Raw genomic sequence first — 16263 nt, 5'->3', positions numbered from 1 at the left:
AAAAATCTCAAAGGAAACTCACTATGCGTCACGGTCACGGCCTCCGCAAACTCAATCGCACCAGCTCGCACCGCCTCGCGATGCTGCAGAACATGATGAATTCGCTCATCGAGCATGAAGTCATCAAGACCACCGTTCCCAAGGCCAAGGAACTTCGTCGCGTCATCGAACCGATGATCACGCTGGCCAAGAAGCCGACGCTGGCGAACAAGCGCCTTGCATTCGACCGCCTGCGCGACCGCGACAGCGTCGTCAAGCTGTTCGCTGACCTCGGCCCACGTTTTGCCGCGCGTCCGGGCGGCTACACGCGCATCCTGAAAATGGGTTTCCGCGTGGGCGACAATGCGCCGATGGCTTTGGTCGAACTGGTCGACCGCCCTGAAATTAAAGACGACGCTGCCGCACAAAGCGCCGCAGAATAAGTTATAATTCCATCTTGCCGCGCGATGGAGCAGCCTGGTAGCTCGTTGGGCTCATAACCCAAAGGTCGCAAGTTCAAATCTTGCTCGCGCAACCAAATTGAAAAAGCCCTTTGAGAAATCAAAGGGCTTTTTTTTGCCCCGAGTTTCCAGGGCCGATGCGGCAAGCCGCGATCAGTCTGGCAGCACTGCCGTCACTTCGATCTCGACCTTCGCGCGCGCCTCGACCAGCCTGGCCACCTGCACACAGGTCATTGCCGGGAAATTGCGGCCCATCGCCTCGCGATAGACAGGCCCGAGCTCGCCCAGCCGCGCGTTGTATTCGTCGCGGTCGGTGATGTACCAGGTCATGCGCACCATGTGTTCCGGGCCGGCACCGGCCTCGCGAAGCACGTCGATGATGTTGCGCAGCGCCTGGCCGGTCTGGGCAATGAAATCGTCCGTCTCGAACTGTTGCTGGCCGTTCCACCCGATTTGCCCGCCGACGTACACGGTGGTGCCGCGCGCCGCGATGCCGTTGGCATAGCCCTTGGGCGGCAGCCAGCCTGCGGGTTGAAGAAATTTCATCGTCATGGTGTTTGTCTCAGTCTGAATCGTTGGAGTTTGCCGGTCTCGGTGCGCGGAAGCACATCGACGAATTCGATTTCCCGGGGGTATTTGAATGGCGCGATCGTCGCCTTGACGTGGTCTTGCAGCGCTTTCACCAGCACCGCATCGCCGATGCTGCCTGGCTTGAGCACGCAGTAGGCCTTCACGACCGTGCCGCGGTCGGGGTCGGGCTTGCCGATCACGCCGCACTCGGCCACTGCCGGGTGTTTGAGCAGCGCGTCTTCGACTTCGGGGCCGCCGATGTTGTAGCCGGCCGAGACGATCATGTCGTCCGCGCGCGCTTGATAAAAGAAGTAGCCGTCGTCGTCCTGCCTGAAGGCATCGCCCGGGTAGTTCCAGCCGTCCTTCACATAGTCGGTCTGCCGTGCGTCGTCCAGGTAACGGCAGCCGACGGGCCCGATGATCGCGAGCTTGCCGACGGTGCCGCGTGGCACTTCGTTGCCCGCGTCGTCGACCACCTTCGCGGTGAAGCCCGGCACGGCCTTGCCGATCGCGCCCCGCCTGACGTCGGCGCCGGCCGCCGAAATGTAGAAGTGAAACACCTCGGTGCCGCCGATGCCGTCGAGCATCTCGATGCCGGTGGCGTCCTTCCAGAGCTGGCGCGTCGCATCGGGCAGCGCTTCACCGGCACTCACGCAGATACGCAAGGCCGGCACGCCGTCGCGCTGCGCGAACGGCGCCATCTGCCGATAGAAGGTCGGGGCGGTGTAGCAAATGGTCGCGCCGACCTCGTTGATCAACTGCACCATGGCTTCGGGGTTGTACGGCCGGTCCGGAAAATACACCGAAGAGCCGGCCCACATCGGATAGATGAGCAAGCCGCCCAAGCCGAAGGTGAAGGCCAGTGGCGGCGAACCGATGACGATGTCGTCGCTGCGCGCCTGCAGCACGTGGCGTGGCCACGTTTCGCACATGGCGAGCACATCGCGATGCGTCGTTACCGGCGCCTTCGGCTTGCCCGTGGTGCCGGAGGTGAAGGCCAGCAGCGCGATGTCGTCGGCCGCCGTCGGGCATGCAACGAACACGCCGCTCTTGTTGGCCGCGCGGGCCGCCAGGGAATCGGTCGAGTCCGGCTGGTTGAAGGCCACGATGGTTGCCAGCGTCGGGCAGGCCTTCTGCGCCGTCAGCAACTCATCGAGCAGCTTGCCTTCGCACAGCGCGACCACCGGCTGCGATTTGTCGATGATCTCGCCGAGCTCCTTGGCGCGCAGCAGCGGCATCGTCGCCACGGCGACCAGGCCGGCCTTTGCCACGGCGAGCCACGAGAGCGCCATCGCAATGGAATTGCCGCCGCGCAGCAGCACCCGGTTGCCGGGTACGAGGCCGAGGTCTTCGGTCAGCACCTGCGCGATGCGATTCACTTCGACCGCCGCTTCGGCGTAGGTCAACGTGAGCGCGGGCGAACGCAACATCGGCTTGTCGCCGAAGCCCTTGGCGGCCGCCTTGTCGAGCAGTTCTTCGACGAGGTTCAACTGGTCGGGCAACTGCAGTTCGGGCAAGTCGTAGCGAAACACCGGCAACTGGTCGGCTGGCGGCAGCCGGTCATGGACGAAACGATCGACTTGTGCAGACACGCGCTACCCCTTGAGAACAGATTTACCGATGATCAGTTGCTGCACTTCCGTCGCGCCTTCGTAGATGCGCAGCGAGCGGATGTCGCGGTAAAGACTCTCAACTTTCGTGCCCACTTTGACGCCGAGGCCGCCATGCATCTGCAACGCCATGTCGATCACGCGGCTCGCGTTTTCGGTGGCGCACATCTTGGCCATCGCCGCGGCGGCCGAGACATCGCCGACCGCGGGCGCGCCGCGTGCTTCGGCGTCGTCGCGCATCCAGGCCGCGCGGTAGGTGAGCAGGGCGGCGCTGTCGATCAGCGCAGCCATTTCGCCGAGCCTTGCCTGCGTGAGTTGAAAATCCGCGAGCGTCTGGCCGAACATCTTTCGATGCTGTGCGTGATGCACCGCCTCGGCCAGTGCGCGCCGGCCCATGCCGAGCGCGGCCGCTGCCACCGATGCGCGAAAGATATCGAGCGTGCGCATCGCGAGCTTGAAGCCGCCGTTCAGGTCGCCGACCTGCGCTTCGCGCGCGACCTTACAACCGTCGAAGCGCAAGGTCGCCAGCGGATGCGGCGCCATCACCTGGATGTGCTCCGAGGCATCGAGTCCGGGAGTCGTCGCGTCGACGATGAAGGCCGTGATGCCGCGCGTGCCGGCGTTCGGTTCGGTCTTGGCGAACACGCAGTAGAAATCGGCGATGCCGCCGTTGCTGATCCACGTTTTTTCGCCATCGAGCTGCCAGCCATCGACGCTCGGTACGGCGCGCATGGCCATGGCGCCGACGTCCGATCCGGCCTCCGTCTCGCTCAGCGCGAAGGCCGCGATCTTTCGGCCGGTCGCGACGGCGGTGAGGTAGTCGGCGTGTTGTGCCGGCGTGCCTGCGAGCGTGATCACGCCGCTGCCGAGGCCCTGCATCGCGAAGGCGAAATCGGCGAGCGGCGAATGGAAGGCGAGTGTCTCGCGCAGCAAGACCAGCGCGCGCGAGTCGAGTCGCTCCAGCGCGCCGCCCGACGCCGCCGGCACGCAGTAGCGCAACCAGCCGCCGTCGCCGAGCTTTTGCACCCACTCGCGGCAGGCCGCGCGATCGTCCCGCTCATCGACGCGCTGCGCCGCGGCCCAGGGCAACAGGTCGTGCGCAAGTGCGCGGTGCTCGTCGCCGAAGAAGGGCAGTGCAAGGTGCGTCGTCGATGGCGGCGCAGGGGGCGAAACGAAAGCGGACATGGCGCTCAATCTCCCGCGAATACGGGCTTGCGCTTGGCGGCGAACGCCTCGTACGCCCGCTTGAAATCTTCGGTCTGCATGCAGATGGCCTGGGCCTGCGCCTCGGCCTCGATCGCCTGGTCGACGGTCATCGACCATTCCTGCGACAGCATCGTCTTCGTCATGCCGTGCGCAAAGCTCGGGCCCGCAGCCAGATCGCGCGCGACGGCGGTCGCGGCGGCGAGCAGCGCATCGCTTTCATGCAGCGCATTGAAGAAGCCCCAGGCCTGGCCTTCGACCGCGGTCATCGCGCGGCCGGTGAAGAGCAGCTCCGACGCGCGACCCTGGCCGATCATGCGCGGCAGCAGTGCGCAGGCGCCCATGTCGGCGCCTGCGAGGCCCACGCGGGTGAACAGGAACGCGGTCTTCGTCGCCGGTGTGCCGTAGCGCAGATCGCAGGCCAGCGCGATCATTGCGCCGGCCCCCGCGCAGATGCCGTCGATCGCGCCGACGATCGGCTGCGGGCACTGGCGGATCGCCTTGATCAGGTCGCCCGTCATGCGCGTGAACTCGAGCAGCTCGGGCATCTTCATCGTCGTCAGCGGGCCGATGATTTCGTGCACATCGCCGCCCGAGCAGAAGTTGCCGCCCGCGCCGGTGACCACGATCGCCTTCACGTCGGTCGCGTAGCTCAGCGCGCGGAACAGGTCGCGCAGCTCGGCGTACGAGTCGAAGGTCAGCGGATTCTTGCGCTCCGGACGGTTCAGCGTGACGGTGCCGACGCCGTCGGCGAACGACCACGCGAAATGCCTGGCGACGTAGCCGGCCAGTGGATTGAACTGCGCGCGCATGGGGCTGCGTTCGCCGATGTAGTGCTTCATGATTCGACTTCCTGCGGGGTGTTGGAGTGCTGCTTGACCTTGCCGAGCAGCTTGTGCAATTGCGCGATCTCGCGGGCCGTGAGACCGGCGAAGGCGTCGACGATCCAGCCTTCGTGCTGCTGCGCCATGTCGTTGAAGGTCTTGCGGCCCCGCGGCGTGAGGCGCACGCGCCAGGCGCGGCGGTCGCCCTCGACATCGACGCGCTCGACCAGTCCTTCGGTCACCAGCTGGTCGGTGATGCCGGTCACGTTGCCGCCCGTCACCATCATGCGGCGCGACAGCTCGTTCATCTTCATGCCTTCGGGCGCGCGCTCGAGTTGCGACATCAGGTCGAAGCGCGGCAGCGTCGTCGCGAACTGTTCGCGCAGGCCGTTGCGCACCTGCTTCTCGATGAGCTGCGTGCAGGTGAGCAAGCGCAGCCAGAGTCGCAACTCGTCGGGGTGCTCGCTGTGCGCGCGCGCTTCGAGGTCCATGGCGATCATTCCTCGTTGGCAGTCGTCTTGGCGGCCAATCCAGTCGCCGCAGCGGGCGTGGACATCTCTTTCTGCTTGGCGATTTCGCGGTACAGCTGATCGCGGCCGCTCAGGTACTGCTTCGGCCACTCGACCGCGCGGCTCTGCAGCTTGGCCGCTTCGTGCAGCGTCCACGCCGGGTCGGCCAGGTGCGGCCGCGCCACCGCGCACAGGTCGGCACGGCCGGCCGCGATGATGCTGTTGGCCTGGTCGGCGTCGGTGATGGCGCCGACCGCGATGGTCGCGATGCCGACCTCGTTGCGGATGCGGTCCGAGAACGGTGTCTGGTACATGCGCCCGTAGATCGGCCTGGCCGCGCGCGTCGTCTGGCCCGACGACACATCGATCACATCGGCGCCGGCGTCCTTGAAGGCGCGCGCCATCGCGATCGCGTCGTCGTCGGTGTTGCCGCCGGGCGTCCAGTCGTGCGCGGAGATGCGCACGCTCATCGGCCGGTCGGTCGGCCAGACGGCGCGCATCGCTGCGAACACTTCGAGCGGGTAGCGCAGGCGGTTGGCAAGGCAGCCACCGTAGTCGTCCTCGCGCAGGTTCGTGAGCGGGCTCAGGAAAGCCGCGAGCAGGTAGCCGTGCGCGGCGTGCAGCTCGAGCCAGTCGAAACCCGCCGCAGCGGCGCGCACGGTCGATGCGACGAACTGCTCGCGCAGCGTGTCCATGTCGGCGCGCGTCACCGCGGCGGGCAGCTGGTTCTGTGCGCCGTAGGCGATTGCGCTGGCTGCGAGCAGCGGCCAGTTGCCAGCCGGCAGCGGCTCGTCCGTGCCTTCCCAGCCGACCTGCGTCGAGCCCTTGGGGCCGCTGTGGCCGAGCTGGATGCCGACCTTCGCGCTGCTCTGGGCATGCACGAAGTCGACGATGCGGGTGAACGCCGCCGACTGCGCTTCGTTGTAGAGGCCGGTGCAGGCCGGCGTGATGCGGCCTTCGGGCGTCGGGCTGGTCATCTCGACCATCACGAGTGCGGCGCCGCCGAGCGCGCGCGCGCCCAGGTGCACCAGAAGGAAGTCCTGCGGCACGCCATCGACCGCGCTGTAGGTCGCCATCGGGGAGACGACGATGCGGTTCTTCAGCGTGAGCCCGCGCACGGTGAAGGGCATCAGCATCGGCGCGATCGCCTTCTTGCCGCCGGTCAGCCACTGTTCGTAGCCGCCGAGCCAGGCCGCGTCGCGCAGGCGCAGGTTCTCGTGGCTGATGCGCTGCGAGCGCGTGAGCATCGAATAGGCAAACTGCTCGATGGGCATGCCGCTGTAGCGGTCCACGTTCTCGAACCATTCGGTGGAATTGCGCGCGGCGTTCTGGATCTTGAGCACCTCGACGCCGCGCGTGGCTTCATAGTGCGTCAGCACCTCGTCGACGCTGCCGTCCTGCGCGAACGCGTTGGCGAGATCGATCGCATCTTCCAGCGCGAGCTTGGTGCCCGAGCCGATCGAGAAGTGCGCCGTGTGCGCGGCGTCGCCCATGAGCACCACCGGCACCGTCTTGCCCGCCACGTCGATGCGGTGCACCCAGTGCTTGCACACCACGCGCGGAAAGCGGATCCAGTTGGCCGATCCGCGCAGGTGAGTCGCGTTGCTGATGAGCGCATGCCCGCCAAGGTAGGCCGCGAAGAGTTTCTCGCAGAAGGCGATCGCCTCGGGCTGCTCCATGGCGTCGAGGCCGTGCGCCTTCCACGTTTCTTCGAGCGTCTCGACGATGAAGGTCGAGGTGTCGTCGTCGAACTGGTAGGCATGGGCCTGGAACCAGCCGTGTTCGGTTTGTTCGAAGGCGAAGGTGAAAGCGTCGAAGGTCTGGTGCGTGCCGAGCCACACGAAGCGGCACTTGCGCAGGTCGATGTCGGGCTGGAACACATCGGCGTAGCGTTGGCGGATGCGGCTGTTGAGGCCGTCGCAGGCGATCACGAGGTCGGCGTCGTACTGGGCGGCAAGCGCCTGGTCGTCAGCGGCGTCGCACTCGAACACGAGGTCGACGCCGAGCGCGAGGCAACGCTCCTGCAGGATGTTGAGCAACCGCTTGCGACCGACGCCGCAAAAACCATGGCCGCCGGAGCGAACCTGCCCGCCCTTGAAGAAGACCTGAATGTCGTCCCAATGGTGGAACGCCTCGCCGATGAGATGGGCGCTGACCGGGTCGGCCTCGACCAGGTTCGCCAGGGTCTGGTCGCTCAGCACGACCCCCCAGCCGAAGGTGTCGAAGGGTCGATTGCGTTCGACCACGGTGATCTGGAGCGAAGGCTGGCGCGCCTTCATGAGCAGGGCGAAGTAGAGCCCCGCAGGGCCCCCGCCGATGCAGAGGATGCGCCGGAGCCCGTTCGCCGACACGTGGGTGAGGCTATTCATGGATGAATAGTTTAAGCATAAACATTCTGCTGTCAACGCGATTGTTGGGCCCCCGCGAATGGAGAAGTCGCTGCAGGGAGCGCCAAAAATCAATACGATCTTTGGACCATGCCGAATCTGATTCTGAAAATCGAATCGCAGCTGGCTGCGTTGTCTGTTCCGATTGCGCTGGAGCTGCCTGACGGCAGACGTGTGTCGGCACCGGGGTCGCGTGTCACGCTGGCGTTCTCGGATTGGTCTGCGCTGGCCAAGCTCGCGGCTCGGCAGATCGGCGCCATCGGCGAGGCCTACGTCGAAGGCCGCGTGCAGATCGAAGGCAAGATGCGCGACCTGATCGATGCCGCTGCTGGCCTGGTGCCTGGCAATCCCGCCGAGACCGACACCCGCTGGTGGAGCCGGCTGCAACGGCGGTCCAGGTCGCGCGGTTCGCATTCGCTCGGCAAGGACGCCTCGCAGATCGAATTCCACTACGACGTCTCCGACGACTTCTATGCGCTGTGGCTCGATGCGCGTCGCGTGTATTCGTGTGCCTACTTCCGCACCGACGACATGACGTTGGACCAGGCACAGGAAGCCAAGCTCGATCACATCTGCCGCAAGCTCAGGCTGCAGCCAGGCGAGCACTACCTCGACATCGGCTCCGGCTGGGGCGCGCTGCTGCTGTGGGCCGCCGAGCACTACGGCGTCGACGCCACCGGCATCACCTTGTCGAAGAACCAGCATGCGCATGTGCAGCGCCTGATCGAGGCCAAAGGCCTCCAGGGTCGCGTGCGCGTCGAACTGCTCGACTACCGCAAGCTGGACACGTCGAAGCCTTTCGACAAGATCTCGTCGGTCGGCATGTTCGAGCACGTGGGCGCCGCGAACATGGCGCTGTATTTCAAGACCCTCTACGCCTTGCTCGCCCCGGGCGGCCTGGTCATGAACCACGGCATCACGGCAGGTCAGGTCGGCGCGCGCCAGCTCGGCGCCGGCATGGGTGACTTCATCGAAAAATACATCTTCCCGGGCGGCGAGCTGCTGCACGTGTCGCATGTGCTGCGCGACATGGCGAGCGCAGGCCTCGAAATGGTCGACACCGAAAACCTGCGTCCGCACTACGCGCGCACGCTCTGGGCCTGGTCGGATGCGCTGGAGTCACAGCTGGACGAGGCGCGCCGCGTGCTCGAGCGCAGCGGTGGGCGCGCGGGCAATGCCGAGCGCATCCTGCGTGCCTATCGTCTCTACCTGGCCGGCTCGGCCATGAGCTTCGAACAGGGCTGGATCTCGCTCCACCAGATGCTGGCCGCCAGGCCGGACGGCAAGCTGTCGACCGGCAGCTTGCGCGGGTCACAATCGGTGTACCCTTTTGTCCGCGATTACATCTACAACCAAGTGAGACCCCGCATGCTTTACCGGTTCAAGTCCCGTGCCACCCAAGACTTCGTGATGCTCGAAGTGCACGCCCGCCAGCTGTTCGACATCATCGGCAAGAGCGCTTCCCCGAACGGCGTCGTCACCGTCGAGCAGATGCCTGCGGCCATCTCGGCGCTGGAGGCGGCGATCGCTCAGGAACGTGGCAACGCGCACAACAACGACAAGTTCGCCGTCGAAGACCACGACAACGAGGCCGAAGCCGAACACATCGGCCTGCGCCAGCGTGCCTCGCCCCTGCTTCACATGCTCAAGGACTCGATGGCCGACGGAAAAGACGTCACCTGGGAAGTGTGAACGCTGCGCCGTCGGGCGCTAGTCCACCTTCGCGCCGGAGTCCTTGACGACCCTGGCCCATTTTTTGTGCTCGTCGTCGATGAGCTTCGTGAACTGCGCGGGGGTGCTGCCGCTCGGGATCGCGCCCTGAAGCTGCATCTTTTCCTTCATCGCCGGCGTCGCAAGCGACTTCGAGACCTCCTGCTGAATCCGGTTCACGGTGTCGGGTGACGTGCCGGCGGGCGCGAGCAGGCCGAACCATGAACTCGCCTCGTAACCTTTGAGCGCGGGACCACCCACTTCTTCGACCGTCGGCACATCGGGCAGCGCGCTGGAGCGGGTCGCGCTCGTCACGGCCAGCGCCTTCAACTTGCCGCCTTTGATCTGCTGCATCGACGAGGGCAGGTTGTCGAACATCACATCGGCGCTGCCGCCGACCATGTCCATCAGCGCGGGGCCGGAGCCGCGGTACGGGATATGGATCATGTAGGTGCCGGTCATGCTCTTGAAGAGCTCGCCGGCCAGGTGGATCGAGGTGCCGCTGCCGCTCGAGGCCATGTTCAGCTTGCCCGGGTTGGCCTTTGCGTACTTGATGAAGTCCGCCACGTTGTTGATGTTGAGCGCCTTCGCTTTCTCGGCGTTCATTTCCATCACGTTCGGCACGGCGGCGACCAGCGTCACAGGCACGAAGTCCTTGATCGGGTCGTAGGGCAGCTTGGGGTACAGCGCACGGTTGATGCCGTGCGTGCCGACCGTGCCCATGAGCAGCGTGTAGCCGTCGTTGGGCGCATGCGCCACGATCTCGGCGCCGAGATTGCCGCCAGCACCCGGCTTGTTGTCGACGATGAACTGCTGGCCGAACGCCTTCGACAGCTCGGGCGCGATCGCGCGCGCGAGGATGTCGGTGGTGCCGCCTGCCGCGAAGGGCACGACGATGCGCACCGGCTTGTTTGGCCAGGTGCCTTGCGCGGCCGCGGGGCCGGCCACTGCAACGATCGATGCGGCCGCCACGGCGGCCAACGCTGAGCGCCGGGTTGGCTGGAAAAGATGAGTCATGTCTGCTTTCTGGAAGGGAGTTGGAGGACGGCCACCGCGTCGCGCACCGGTTGCCCAGTGCGAACGCCCAGCGCGACAGCGGCTTCGTTGCAATGGCTTGTCACGCCGTCGTCGAGCGTGCTGCGCGCGTCGCCGATGCGTGCGCCCGAATGCGCCACGGCGCAGGCCGCGAGGCCCTGCGATTGAAGGAACGCCAATGCTGCGATGCCGGCGCCGTCACGGCCCACGCCCGCGTCGTTGAAAACGCTGAGCAACGGTCGCGCGGCGAGCGCATAGCGCGCCGAGCTGATGCCGCCATGCGAGCCACTCACCGCGATGCACCCGGCATCGGCCGGCCGCAGTTCGGTGATGGAATCGACCACGCGCAACGACATCGGCATGCCCAAGGTTGTAAGTGCGAAGCGGCCGAACTGGTGCGGGTAATAACCCCGGGCCGGCTCAGTCCGTTGTCTCGATCGCCGCGATCAGTTTGTCGAGCGTGGCGCCCAGTCGGGCCAGCTCGGCGGTGTCGACGCCAGCGAACAGCTCGGCCTCCCGCGCCTGCGCTTCGGCGCTGGCCACCTCGAACAGCGCCTTGCCGGCGGCCGTGAGGTAGAGCCGGCTGCGGCGCTGGTCGGTCGGGTCGTCGTGTCGCTGCACGCGCTTGTGTTGCTTCAAGCCGGTGAGCGCGCGGCTCACCGCCATCTTGTCGAGGCCGGTCAGGTCGGACACCTGCGTCGCGGTGATGCCAGGCTCGGCCGCCAACACCGCGAGCGTGCGCCATTCGTTCAGCGTGAGCTGGTGCTGGCGGCCGACGCGCTGCTGGAACGGCCGGGCGGTGAGGTTGACCACTCGCACCAGCTTGAAGAAGACCGACTCGACCACGTCGGTCCGTCAGCCGACCAACTTGCGTGCAGCCGTGGCGATGGCCTCGGCGCCTACGCGCGATTGCGCCTCGAGCACCGGCGCGTAGCCGACCGGGATGCGCGGCGCACCGAGCCGCGCGACCTTGCAGCCCGTCGCTTCGGCCGCCGTCGCGGCGATCTCCGCGCCGAAGCCGGCCGCCTGCACCGCTTCGTGCACGACCAGCAGGCGGCCGGTGCGCGTGCACGACGACAGCACCGCCTCGCGGTCCCACGGCCAGAGCGTGCGCAGGTCGAGCAGATCGACCGCGATGCCTTCGTTCGCCAGAGCGTCGCAGGCCGCAGCGCAGGCCTGCAGCTGCTTGCCCCAGCTCACGAGCGTGAGCGCGTCGCCAGTGCGGCGCCGGGCGGCGCGCCCCAGCGGCACGTCGAGCGCGAGGTCGACGGGGCCACGCACGCCCCACAGCGCCTTGTGCTCGATGTAGACGACTGGGTCGCCGCACGCGAGCGATGCGCGCAGCAGGCTGTAGTTGTCCTGCGGCGTCGACGGGCTCACCACCACCACGCCGGGCAGGTGTGCGAACCACGCTTCGAGCGACTGCGAATGCTGCGCCGCGGACGCATCCCAGATGCCGCCCGGCATGCGCGCCACCAGCGGCACGCGGCCCTGGCCACCGAACATGAAGCGGTTCTTGGCGGCCTGGTTGACCAGCTCGTCCATGCCGCAGAGCGCGAAGTCGACCACGCGCATCTCGACCACCGGTCGCAGGCCCGCGAGCGCCATGCCGACGCCCGCGCCCATGATCGCGGCCTCGCTGATCGGCGTGTCGATCACGCGGTCCGCGCCAAAGCGCTGCTGCAGTCCCTTGTACTGGCCGAAGATGCCGCCGCGGCCCACGTCTTCGCCGAGCACGACGACGTTCGAATCGGCCTCCATCGCATGCCGCACGGCGAGCGCTGCGGCCTCGGCGTAGCTCAAATCGATCAATGCCATTGGCCGGCTCCCGTGGTCTGCACGTCGGTGAAGGCGGCGCTGGCGTCGGGCCACGGCGCGGCGTCGGCGGCGTTCAGGGCCGTTTCGACTTCGGCTTTCGCTTCGGCCTCGATCGCATCGAGATCGGCGGCATCGAGGCCCGCTACCAGGCACTTGGCGCGTGCACTGGCGATCGGATCGGTCTCGAGGGCGGCAGCCAGTTCGGCCGGGTCGCGGTATGCAGCAGTATCGACCGACACGTGGCCTTTCACGCGGTAGGTGAGGGCGTGCAGCAATCGCGGGCCGGCGCCGCTGCGCACTTCGGCGACCAGCCGCGCTGCGGCCGCGTGCACCGCGAACACGTCGTTGCCGTCGACCTGCGTGGCGGCGATGTCGAGCGCTTCGGCGCGTGCCGAGGCGCCGTCGCCGGCGGTCATCGGGCCGCTGGCCGTGGTCGCGCTCCAGCGGTTGTCTTCGCAGACGAAGAGCACGGGCAGCGTGTACACGCGTGCCCAGTTCAGTGCTTCGAGAAAGGGGCCGCGGTTGATCGCGCCATCGCCGAAAAAGCAGACGGTGATCGCGTCGCGCTTTTGCAGTTTTTGCGCGTGCGCCGCGCCGACCGCGATTGGCAGCCCGGCGGCCACGACGCCGTTGGCCCCGAGCATCCCGACGGAAAAGTCGGCGATGTGCATCGAGCCGCCCTTGCCGCCGTTGAAGCCGGTCGCCTTGCCGAACAGCTCGGCCATCATCCGTGTGAGGTCGGCGCCCTTGGCGAGCGTGTGGCCGTGGCCGCGGTGCGTCGACGTGAGGTAGTCGGCAGCTTTCAGGTGCGCGCACACGCCGGCCGGCACGGCCTCCTGCCCGGTCGAAAGATGCAGTGGGCCACGCACTTTCGCGGCGCCGGCGGCCTCTTGGCCATACGCGCTCACGCCGCCCTGGCTGGCGATCTCGGCGGCGTTCTCGAAGGCGCGAATGCGCACCATCGTGCGGTAGAGCGCCCGTCGGTCGGGCGCTGAAATCGTCAAGTCCATATCGGCTCCAGCGCAGGAACAGCGTGCGCCATGCCGAAAATCGTATCGAACGTGACGATTCGGCGCAGCGGGGCTAACCCGACTGGTGTGCCACGCGAAATACGACGTGGTGATGACCCGGCGCGAGCGCTTGTGTCGGCCAGGGTTATCGGCGCCTGCAACCTTTCTGACTTGTGGCTGACGAACACTCCGGGCCTTCCCCAACCTGGAGTGTTTCGTGATCCGTATGAAGAAAACCCTTGTCGTCGTGGCCGCCCTGGCCACTGGCGGCATCGCGTCGGCCCAGTCGAGCGTGACCCTGTTCGGCGTCGTCGATGCCGCCGTGCGCAACGTGTCGAACAAAAGCGAATCGATCAACGGCTTCGGCCCCGGCCTCTCGGTCAAGGCCAGCCGCACCGAGCTGGCCAATTCCGGCCTGAGTTCCAGCCGCCTCGGCTTTCGTGGCGTGGAAGATCTCGGCGGCGGCCTCGCAGCCGGCTTCTGGCTCGAAGCGCCGCTGGGCAACGACGACGGTGGCCCGGCCCTCGCGTTCTCGCGCCGCTCGACCGTGAGCCTGTCGGGCGCTTTCGGCGAGATCCGCCTCGGCCGCGACAAGACCGCGACCGTCTACCAGGAAGAAACCTTCGATCCGTTCGGCGACACCGGCATCGGCGGCTCGCTGATCATCGACGCCAACGAGACCAGCACGGCCGGCGGCGGCTTCGGTGCCAACAGCGCCTACAAGCGCGCCAGCAACATGGTGTCGTACTTCCTGCCGCGCAACCTCGGTGGCTTCTACGGCAATGTCGAGTACGCATTCCACGAGCGGGTGCGCACCTCGCCCGACACCTTCGCGGGCGCCGACCGCACGAGCACCGGACGCCATGTGGGCGGCCGCTTGGGCTACGCCAACGGCCCGTTCGACATCGCGGCCAGCTACGCGCAGAACGACACCAGCTTGACCACCGGCACGGGCACCGCAGCCGTGACGCGCCTCGGCAACATCAAGACCTTCAACCTCGGCTCGAGCTATGACTTCGGCGTGGCGAAGGTGTTCGGCGAGATCTCCCGCTCGAACGACGAGCGCGACCCGCTCAACGCGTTCTCGCAAACGCAGGGCGTCGACCTCACGGGCTATCTGCTGGGTGTGACGGTACCGGTCGGTCCCGGCCTGATCCGCGCGTCGTATGCGCAGGTCAAGTACGACGACAACCGCGCACCGGCTTTCGGTGTGAGCACGGCCGACCCGAAGGCGAACAAGCTGGCGCTGGGCTACGTGCACAACCTGTCGAAGCGCACCGCGCTCTATGGCACGCTGGCGCGCGTCTCCAACAAGAACGGCGCCAACCTCACGGTGGGCGCCGGTCCTGCTTACGTCACCACCGCCAACGCGGTGGCCGTGCGGCCGAAGTCGTCGACCGGCTACGAGTTCGGCATCCGCCACACGTTCTGAGCGGAAGACAGAGCCAATTTCTCCAAGGGTCTTTGAACCGATCCTTTTGGGCCCGCCGCGTGCGGGCCTTTTTTTGCGGCATTTCGGCGTTACGAGGTGCCCGCGAATGCACGGCGAATCAGCGCCGCCGCCAGGACGAGCATGGTCACGCCGATGAGTCCGTCCAGCCAGCGCCACGCGCCCGGCTTGGCCAACCAGGGCGCCATCAAGCGAGCGCCGAAGCCCAGCAGGATGAACCAGACGCAGCTGGCCGTTGCGGCGCCTGCAATGAACCAGCCGCGCAAGGCCGGAGGTTGTTGGGCGCCCACGGTGCCAACCAGCAGGACGGTGTCGAGATAAACATGCGGATTGAGCAGCGTGAACGCAGCCGCCTGTGCGATTGCCGTTCCGCGAGTCATGGGCCGGTTGTCAGCAGGGTGCATCGGCTGCGCATGCCGCGCGCGGCGCAAGGCCAAAACGCCGTACATCGTGAGGAAGGCAGCGCCCGCGAGGGCCAGCAAGCGCGCCAGTTCGGGCCGCTGGCCCAGTGCGTGTGCCATGCCCAGCACGCCGGCCGCAATCAGGACCGCATCCGCCGTTGCGCAGAACAGAACGATGCTCCCGACGTGCTCGCGGCGCAGCCCCTGCCGCAGGACGAGGGCGTTCTGGGCGCCGATGGCGGCGATCAGTCCCAAGCTCAGGGCGAGGCCTTGCGCGAAGGCCGGAAGGGCTGGAGAAGTCATCATGGGCGGAGCTTGCCGGTCTCGAGAGACAAAGACAAACTACGGTTTCTAATCCAGCTTCAGAAAATCTAATGCGATGCTCGACTATTCAGCACTGTCCGCGCTTGCTGCGGTGGTACGTGAAGGCAGTTTTGATCGCGCGGCCAGCGCGCTTCATGTCACACCGTCCGCCATTTCCCAGCGCGTGCGACTCCTGGAGGAGCGCATGGGTTGCGCGCTCGTGGTGCGCGATCAGCCCTGCCGCGCAACGGAAGCAGGACGGCGCCTTTGCCAGCACGTCGATCGCGTCAGATTGCTCGAACAAGACCTCTCGGATGCCGTTCCGTCGCTGGTGTCGGACAGGGCTGCGCGGGTCCAGTTACCCGTCGCGGTCAACGCCGACAGCCTCGCAACGTGGTTTGCGCCCGCCGTGGCGATCTTCGCGGCCGACGCACCCGTTCTCGTCGAAATCGCGGTGGACGACCAGGACCACACGGCCGAGTGGCTGCGCAGTGGCGTGGTGATGGCGGCCGTCACCGGCGGTGCCCGACCGGCGGCGGGGTGCAACAGCCAGGCATTGGGGGCGATGCGCTACGTGGCGGCAGCCAGTCCCGCCTTCAGGGCGCGGCATTTCGCTGAAGGCGTGGGTGCGGCCAGCCTGGCCGTGGCGCCGAGCCTCGTCTTCAACACCAAGGACGCGTTGCAGAGCCAGTGGGCGCGCCGCCTGTGCCATCGGCATGTCGAGTTGCCCCGACACGTCGTCCCGTCGTCCCATGCGTTCGTGACGGCCGCATTGGCCGGGATGGGCTGGGGCCTGCATCCGCTGTCCCTGATCGCGCAGCACTTGAAGGATGGCTCGCTGGTCGACCTGGCGCCGACGATGCCCCTGGATGTGCCGCTGTACTGGCAACAGGCGCGCGCCGCCTCCGCGCTTCTTGAGAGCTTGACGCGGCAGGTGGTCGCAGCAGCCAGCCGGGCGCTGTTGCCACCCTGACAGAGCAAGACCTCGCCTCG

At 66.8% G+C, this 16263-nt stretch carries 16 protein-coding genes, 1 tRNA gene and 1 pseudogene; 6 read left to right on the top strand and 12 right to left on the bottom strand.

The window, feature by feature from the left end:
* The first annotated feature begins 23 nt into the window (after nucleotides 1-23).
* On the top strand, nucleotides 24-422 hold the full coding sequence (gene rplQ, locus AX767_RS08070) for a 50S ribosomal protein L17 (RefSeq protein ID WP_068630237.1): 399 nt from the start codon (nucleotides 24-26) through the stop codon (nucleotides 420-422).
* 18 nt (nucleotides 423-440) lie between these two features.
* Nucleotides 441-517 (top strand) — tRNA-Met (locus tag AX767_RS08065).
* A gap of 76 nt (nucleotides 518-593) precedes the next feature.
* On the opposite strand, the gene AX767_RS08060 is transcribed toward AX767_RS08065, so the two are convergent.
* From AX767_RS08060 to AX767_RS08035, 6 genes are read right to left on the bottom strand one after another with little or no spacing between them, the layout of a single operon-like run.
* Nucleotides 594-992 carry a RidA family protein gene (locus AX767_RS08060; RefSeq protein ID WP_068630235.1) on the bottom strand — a complete coding sequence of 133 codons (399 nt, stop codon included), beginning with the start codon at nucleotides 990-992 and terminating at the stop codon, nucleotides 594-596.
* Nucleotides 989-2602: an AMP-binding protein gene (locus AX767_RS08055; protein WP_068630233.1), complete on the bottom strand. Its 1614-nt coding sequence runs from the start codon at nucleotides 2600-2602 to the stop codon at nucleotides 989-991. The genes AX767_RS08060 and AX767_RS08055 overlap by 4 nt, the downstream gene beginning before the upstream one ends.
* A gap of 3 nt (nucleotides 2603-2605) precedes the next feature.
* On the bottom strand, nucleotides 2606-3805 hold the full coding sequence (locus tag AX767_RS08050) for an acyl-CoA dehydrogenase family protein (RefSeq protein WP_068630231.1): 1200 nt from the start codon (nucleotides 3803-3805) through the stop codon (nucleotides 2606-2608).
* A 5-nt stretch (nucleotides 3806-3810) separates the two neighbouring features.
* Nucleotides 3811-4665, bottom strand: a complete 855-nt coding sequence (locus tag AX767_RS08045; protein WP_068630230.1) for an enoyl-CoA hydratase family protein — start codon at nucleotides 4663-4665, stop codon at nucleotides 3811-3813.
* Entirely contained in the window at nucleotides 4662-5138 is a 477-nt protein-coding gene (locus tag AX767_RS08040) for a MarR family winged helix-turn-helix transcriptional regulator (RefSeq protein ID WP_068633472.1), read from the bottom strand. Before AX767_RS08040 ends, AX767_RS08045 begins: the two co-directional genes overlap by 4 nt.
* 5 nt (nucleotides 5139-5143) lie before the next feature.
* Complete coding sequence (locus AX767_RS08035; protein WP_068630228.1) at nucleotides 5144-7525, bottom strand: bifunctional salicylyl-CoA 5-hydroxylase/oxidoreductase; 2382 nt, start codon at nucleotides 7523-7525, stop codon at nucleotides 5144-5146.
* 108 nt (nucleotides 7526-7633) lie between these two features.
* On the opposite strand from AX767_RS08035, the pseudogene AX767_RS08030 reads away from it, so the two are divergent.
* Together AX767_RS08030 and AX767_RS21875 are read left to right on the top strand one after the other, a co-directional pair.
* Nucleotides 7634-8893, top strand: a pseudogene (locus tag AX767_RS08030) (class I SAM-dependent methyltransferase); the annotation flags it as partial.
* An 18-nt stretch (nucleotides 8894-8911) separates the two neighbouring features.
* The gene (locus tag AX767_RS21875; RefSeq protein ID WP_335338856.1) at nucleotides 8912-9235 is read left to right on the top strand and encodes a DUF1840 domain-containing protein; all 324 of its coding nucleotides are present in this window, start codon (nucleotides 8912-8914) and stop codon (nucleotides 9233-9235) included.
* Between the two features lie 18 nt (nucleotides 9236-9253).
* Here AX767_RS21875 and AX767_RS08025 read toward each other — a convergent pair whose 3' ends face one another.
* Genes AX767_RS08025 through AX767_RS08005 form a run of 5 tightly spaced genes read right to left on the bottom strand, consistent with a single transcriptional unit; the run spans nucleotide 9254 to nucleotide 13116 of the window.
* Nucleotides 9254-10270 carry a Bug family tripartite tricarboxylate transporter substrate binding protein gene (locus AX767_RS08025; protein WP_068630226.1) on the bottom strand — a complete coding sequence of 339 codons (1017 nt, stop codon included), beginning with the start codon at nucleotides 10268-10270 and terminating at the stop codon, nucleotides 9254-9256.
* Nucleotides 10267-10650 carry a hypothetical protein gene (locus tag AX767_RS08020; RefSeq protein WP_068630223.1) on the bottom strand — a complete coding sequence of 128 codons (384 nt, stop codon included), beginning with the start codon at nucleotides 10648-10650 and terminating at the stop codon, nucleotides 10267-10269. The genes AX767_RS08025 and AX767_RS08020 overlap by 4 nt, the downstream gene beginning before the upstream one ends.
* A gap of 58 nt (nucleotides 10651-10708) precedes the next feature.
* Nucleotides 10709-11134 (bottom strand): MarR family winged helix-turn-helix transcriptional regulator, encoded by a 426-nt coding sequence (locus AX767_RS08015; protein WP_068630220.1) that lies wholly within the window; start codon nucleotides 11132-11134, stop codon nucleotides 10709-10711.
* Between the two features lie 9 nt (nucleotides 11135-11143).
* The gene (locus AX767_RS08010; protein ID WP_068630218.1) at nucleotides 11144-12106 is read right to left on the bottom strand and encodes an alpha-ketoacid dehydrogenase subunit beta; all 963 of its coding nucleotides are present in this window, start codon (nucleotides 12104-12106) and stop codon (nucleotides 11144-11146) included.
* On the bottom strand, nucleotides 12097-13116 hold the full coding sequence (locus AX767_RS08005) for a thiamine pyrophosphate-dependent dehydrogenase E1 component subunit alpha (protein ID WP_068630216.1): 1020 nt from the start codon (nucleotides 13114-13116) through the stop codon (nucleotides 12097-12099). Before AX767_RS08005 ends, AX767_RS08010 begins: the two co-directional genes overlap by 10 nt.
* A gap of 226 nt (nucleotides 13117-13342) precedes the next feature.
* Between AX767_RS08005 and AX767_RS08000 the strand changes: the two genes are divergently transcribed.
* Nucleotides 13343-14548 carry a porin gene (locus tag AX767_RS08000; RefSeq protein ID WP_068630214.1) on the top strand — a complete coding sequence of 402 codons (1206 nt, stop codon included), beginning with the start codon at nucleotides 13343-13345 and terminating at the stop codon, nucleotides 14546-14548.
* Between the two features lie 89 nt (nucleotides 14549-14637).
* On the opposite strand, the gene AX767_RS07995 is transcribed toward AX767_RS08000, so the two are convergent.
* A complete protein-coding gene (locus AX767_RS07995; RefSeq protein WP_068630213.1) occupies nucleotides 14638-15273 on the bottom strand; it encodes a LysE/ArgO family amino acid transporter in 636 nt (211 codons plus the stop codon).
* Between the two features lie 73 nt (nucleotides 15274-15346).
* On the opposite strand from AX767_RS07995, the gene AX767_RS07990 reads away from it, so the two are divergent.
* A complete protein-coding gene (locus AX767_RS07990) occupies nucleotides 15347-16243 on the top strand; it encodes a LysR family transcriptional regulator ArgP (RefSeq protein WP_068630212.1) in 897 nt (298 codons plus the stop codon).
* The last annotated feature ends 20 nt before the right edge of the window (nucleotides 16244-16263 follow it).

It is taken from the genome of Variovorax sp. PAMC 28711 (genome assembly GCF_001577265.1).
GTDB lineage: Bacteria > Pseudomonadota > Gammaproteobacteria > Burkholderiales > Burkholderiaceae_C > Variovorax.
This window is presented reverse-complemented; position numbering and strand designations above follow the sequence as displayed.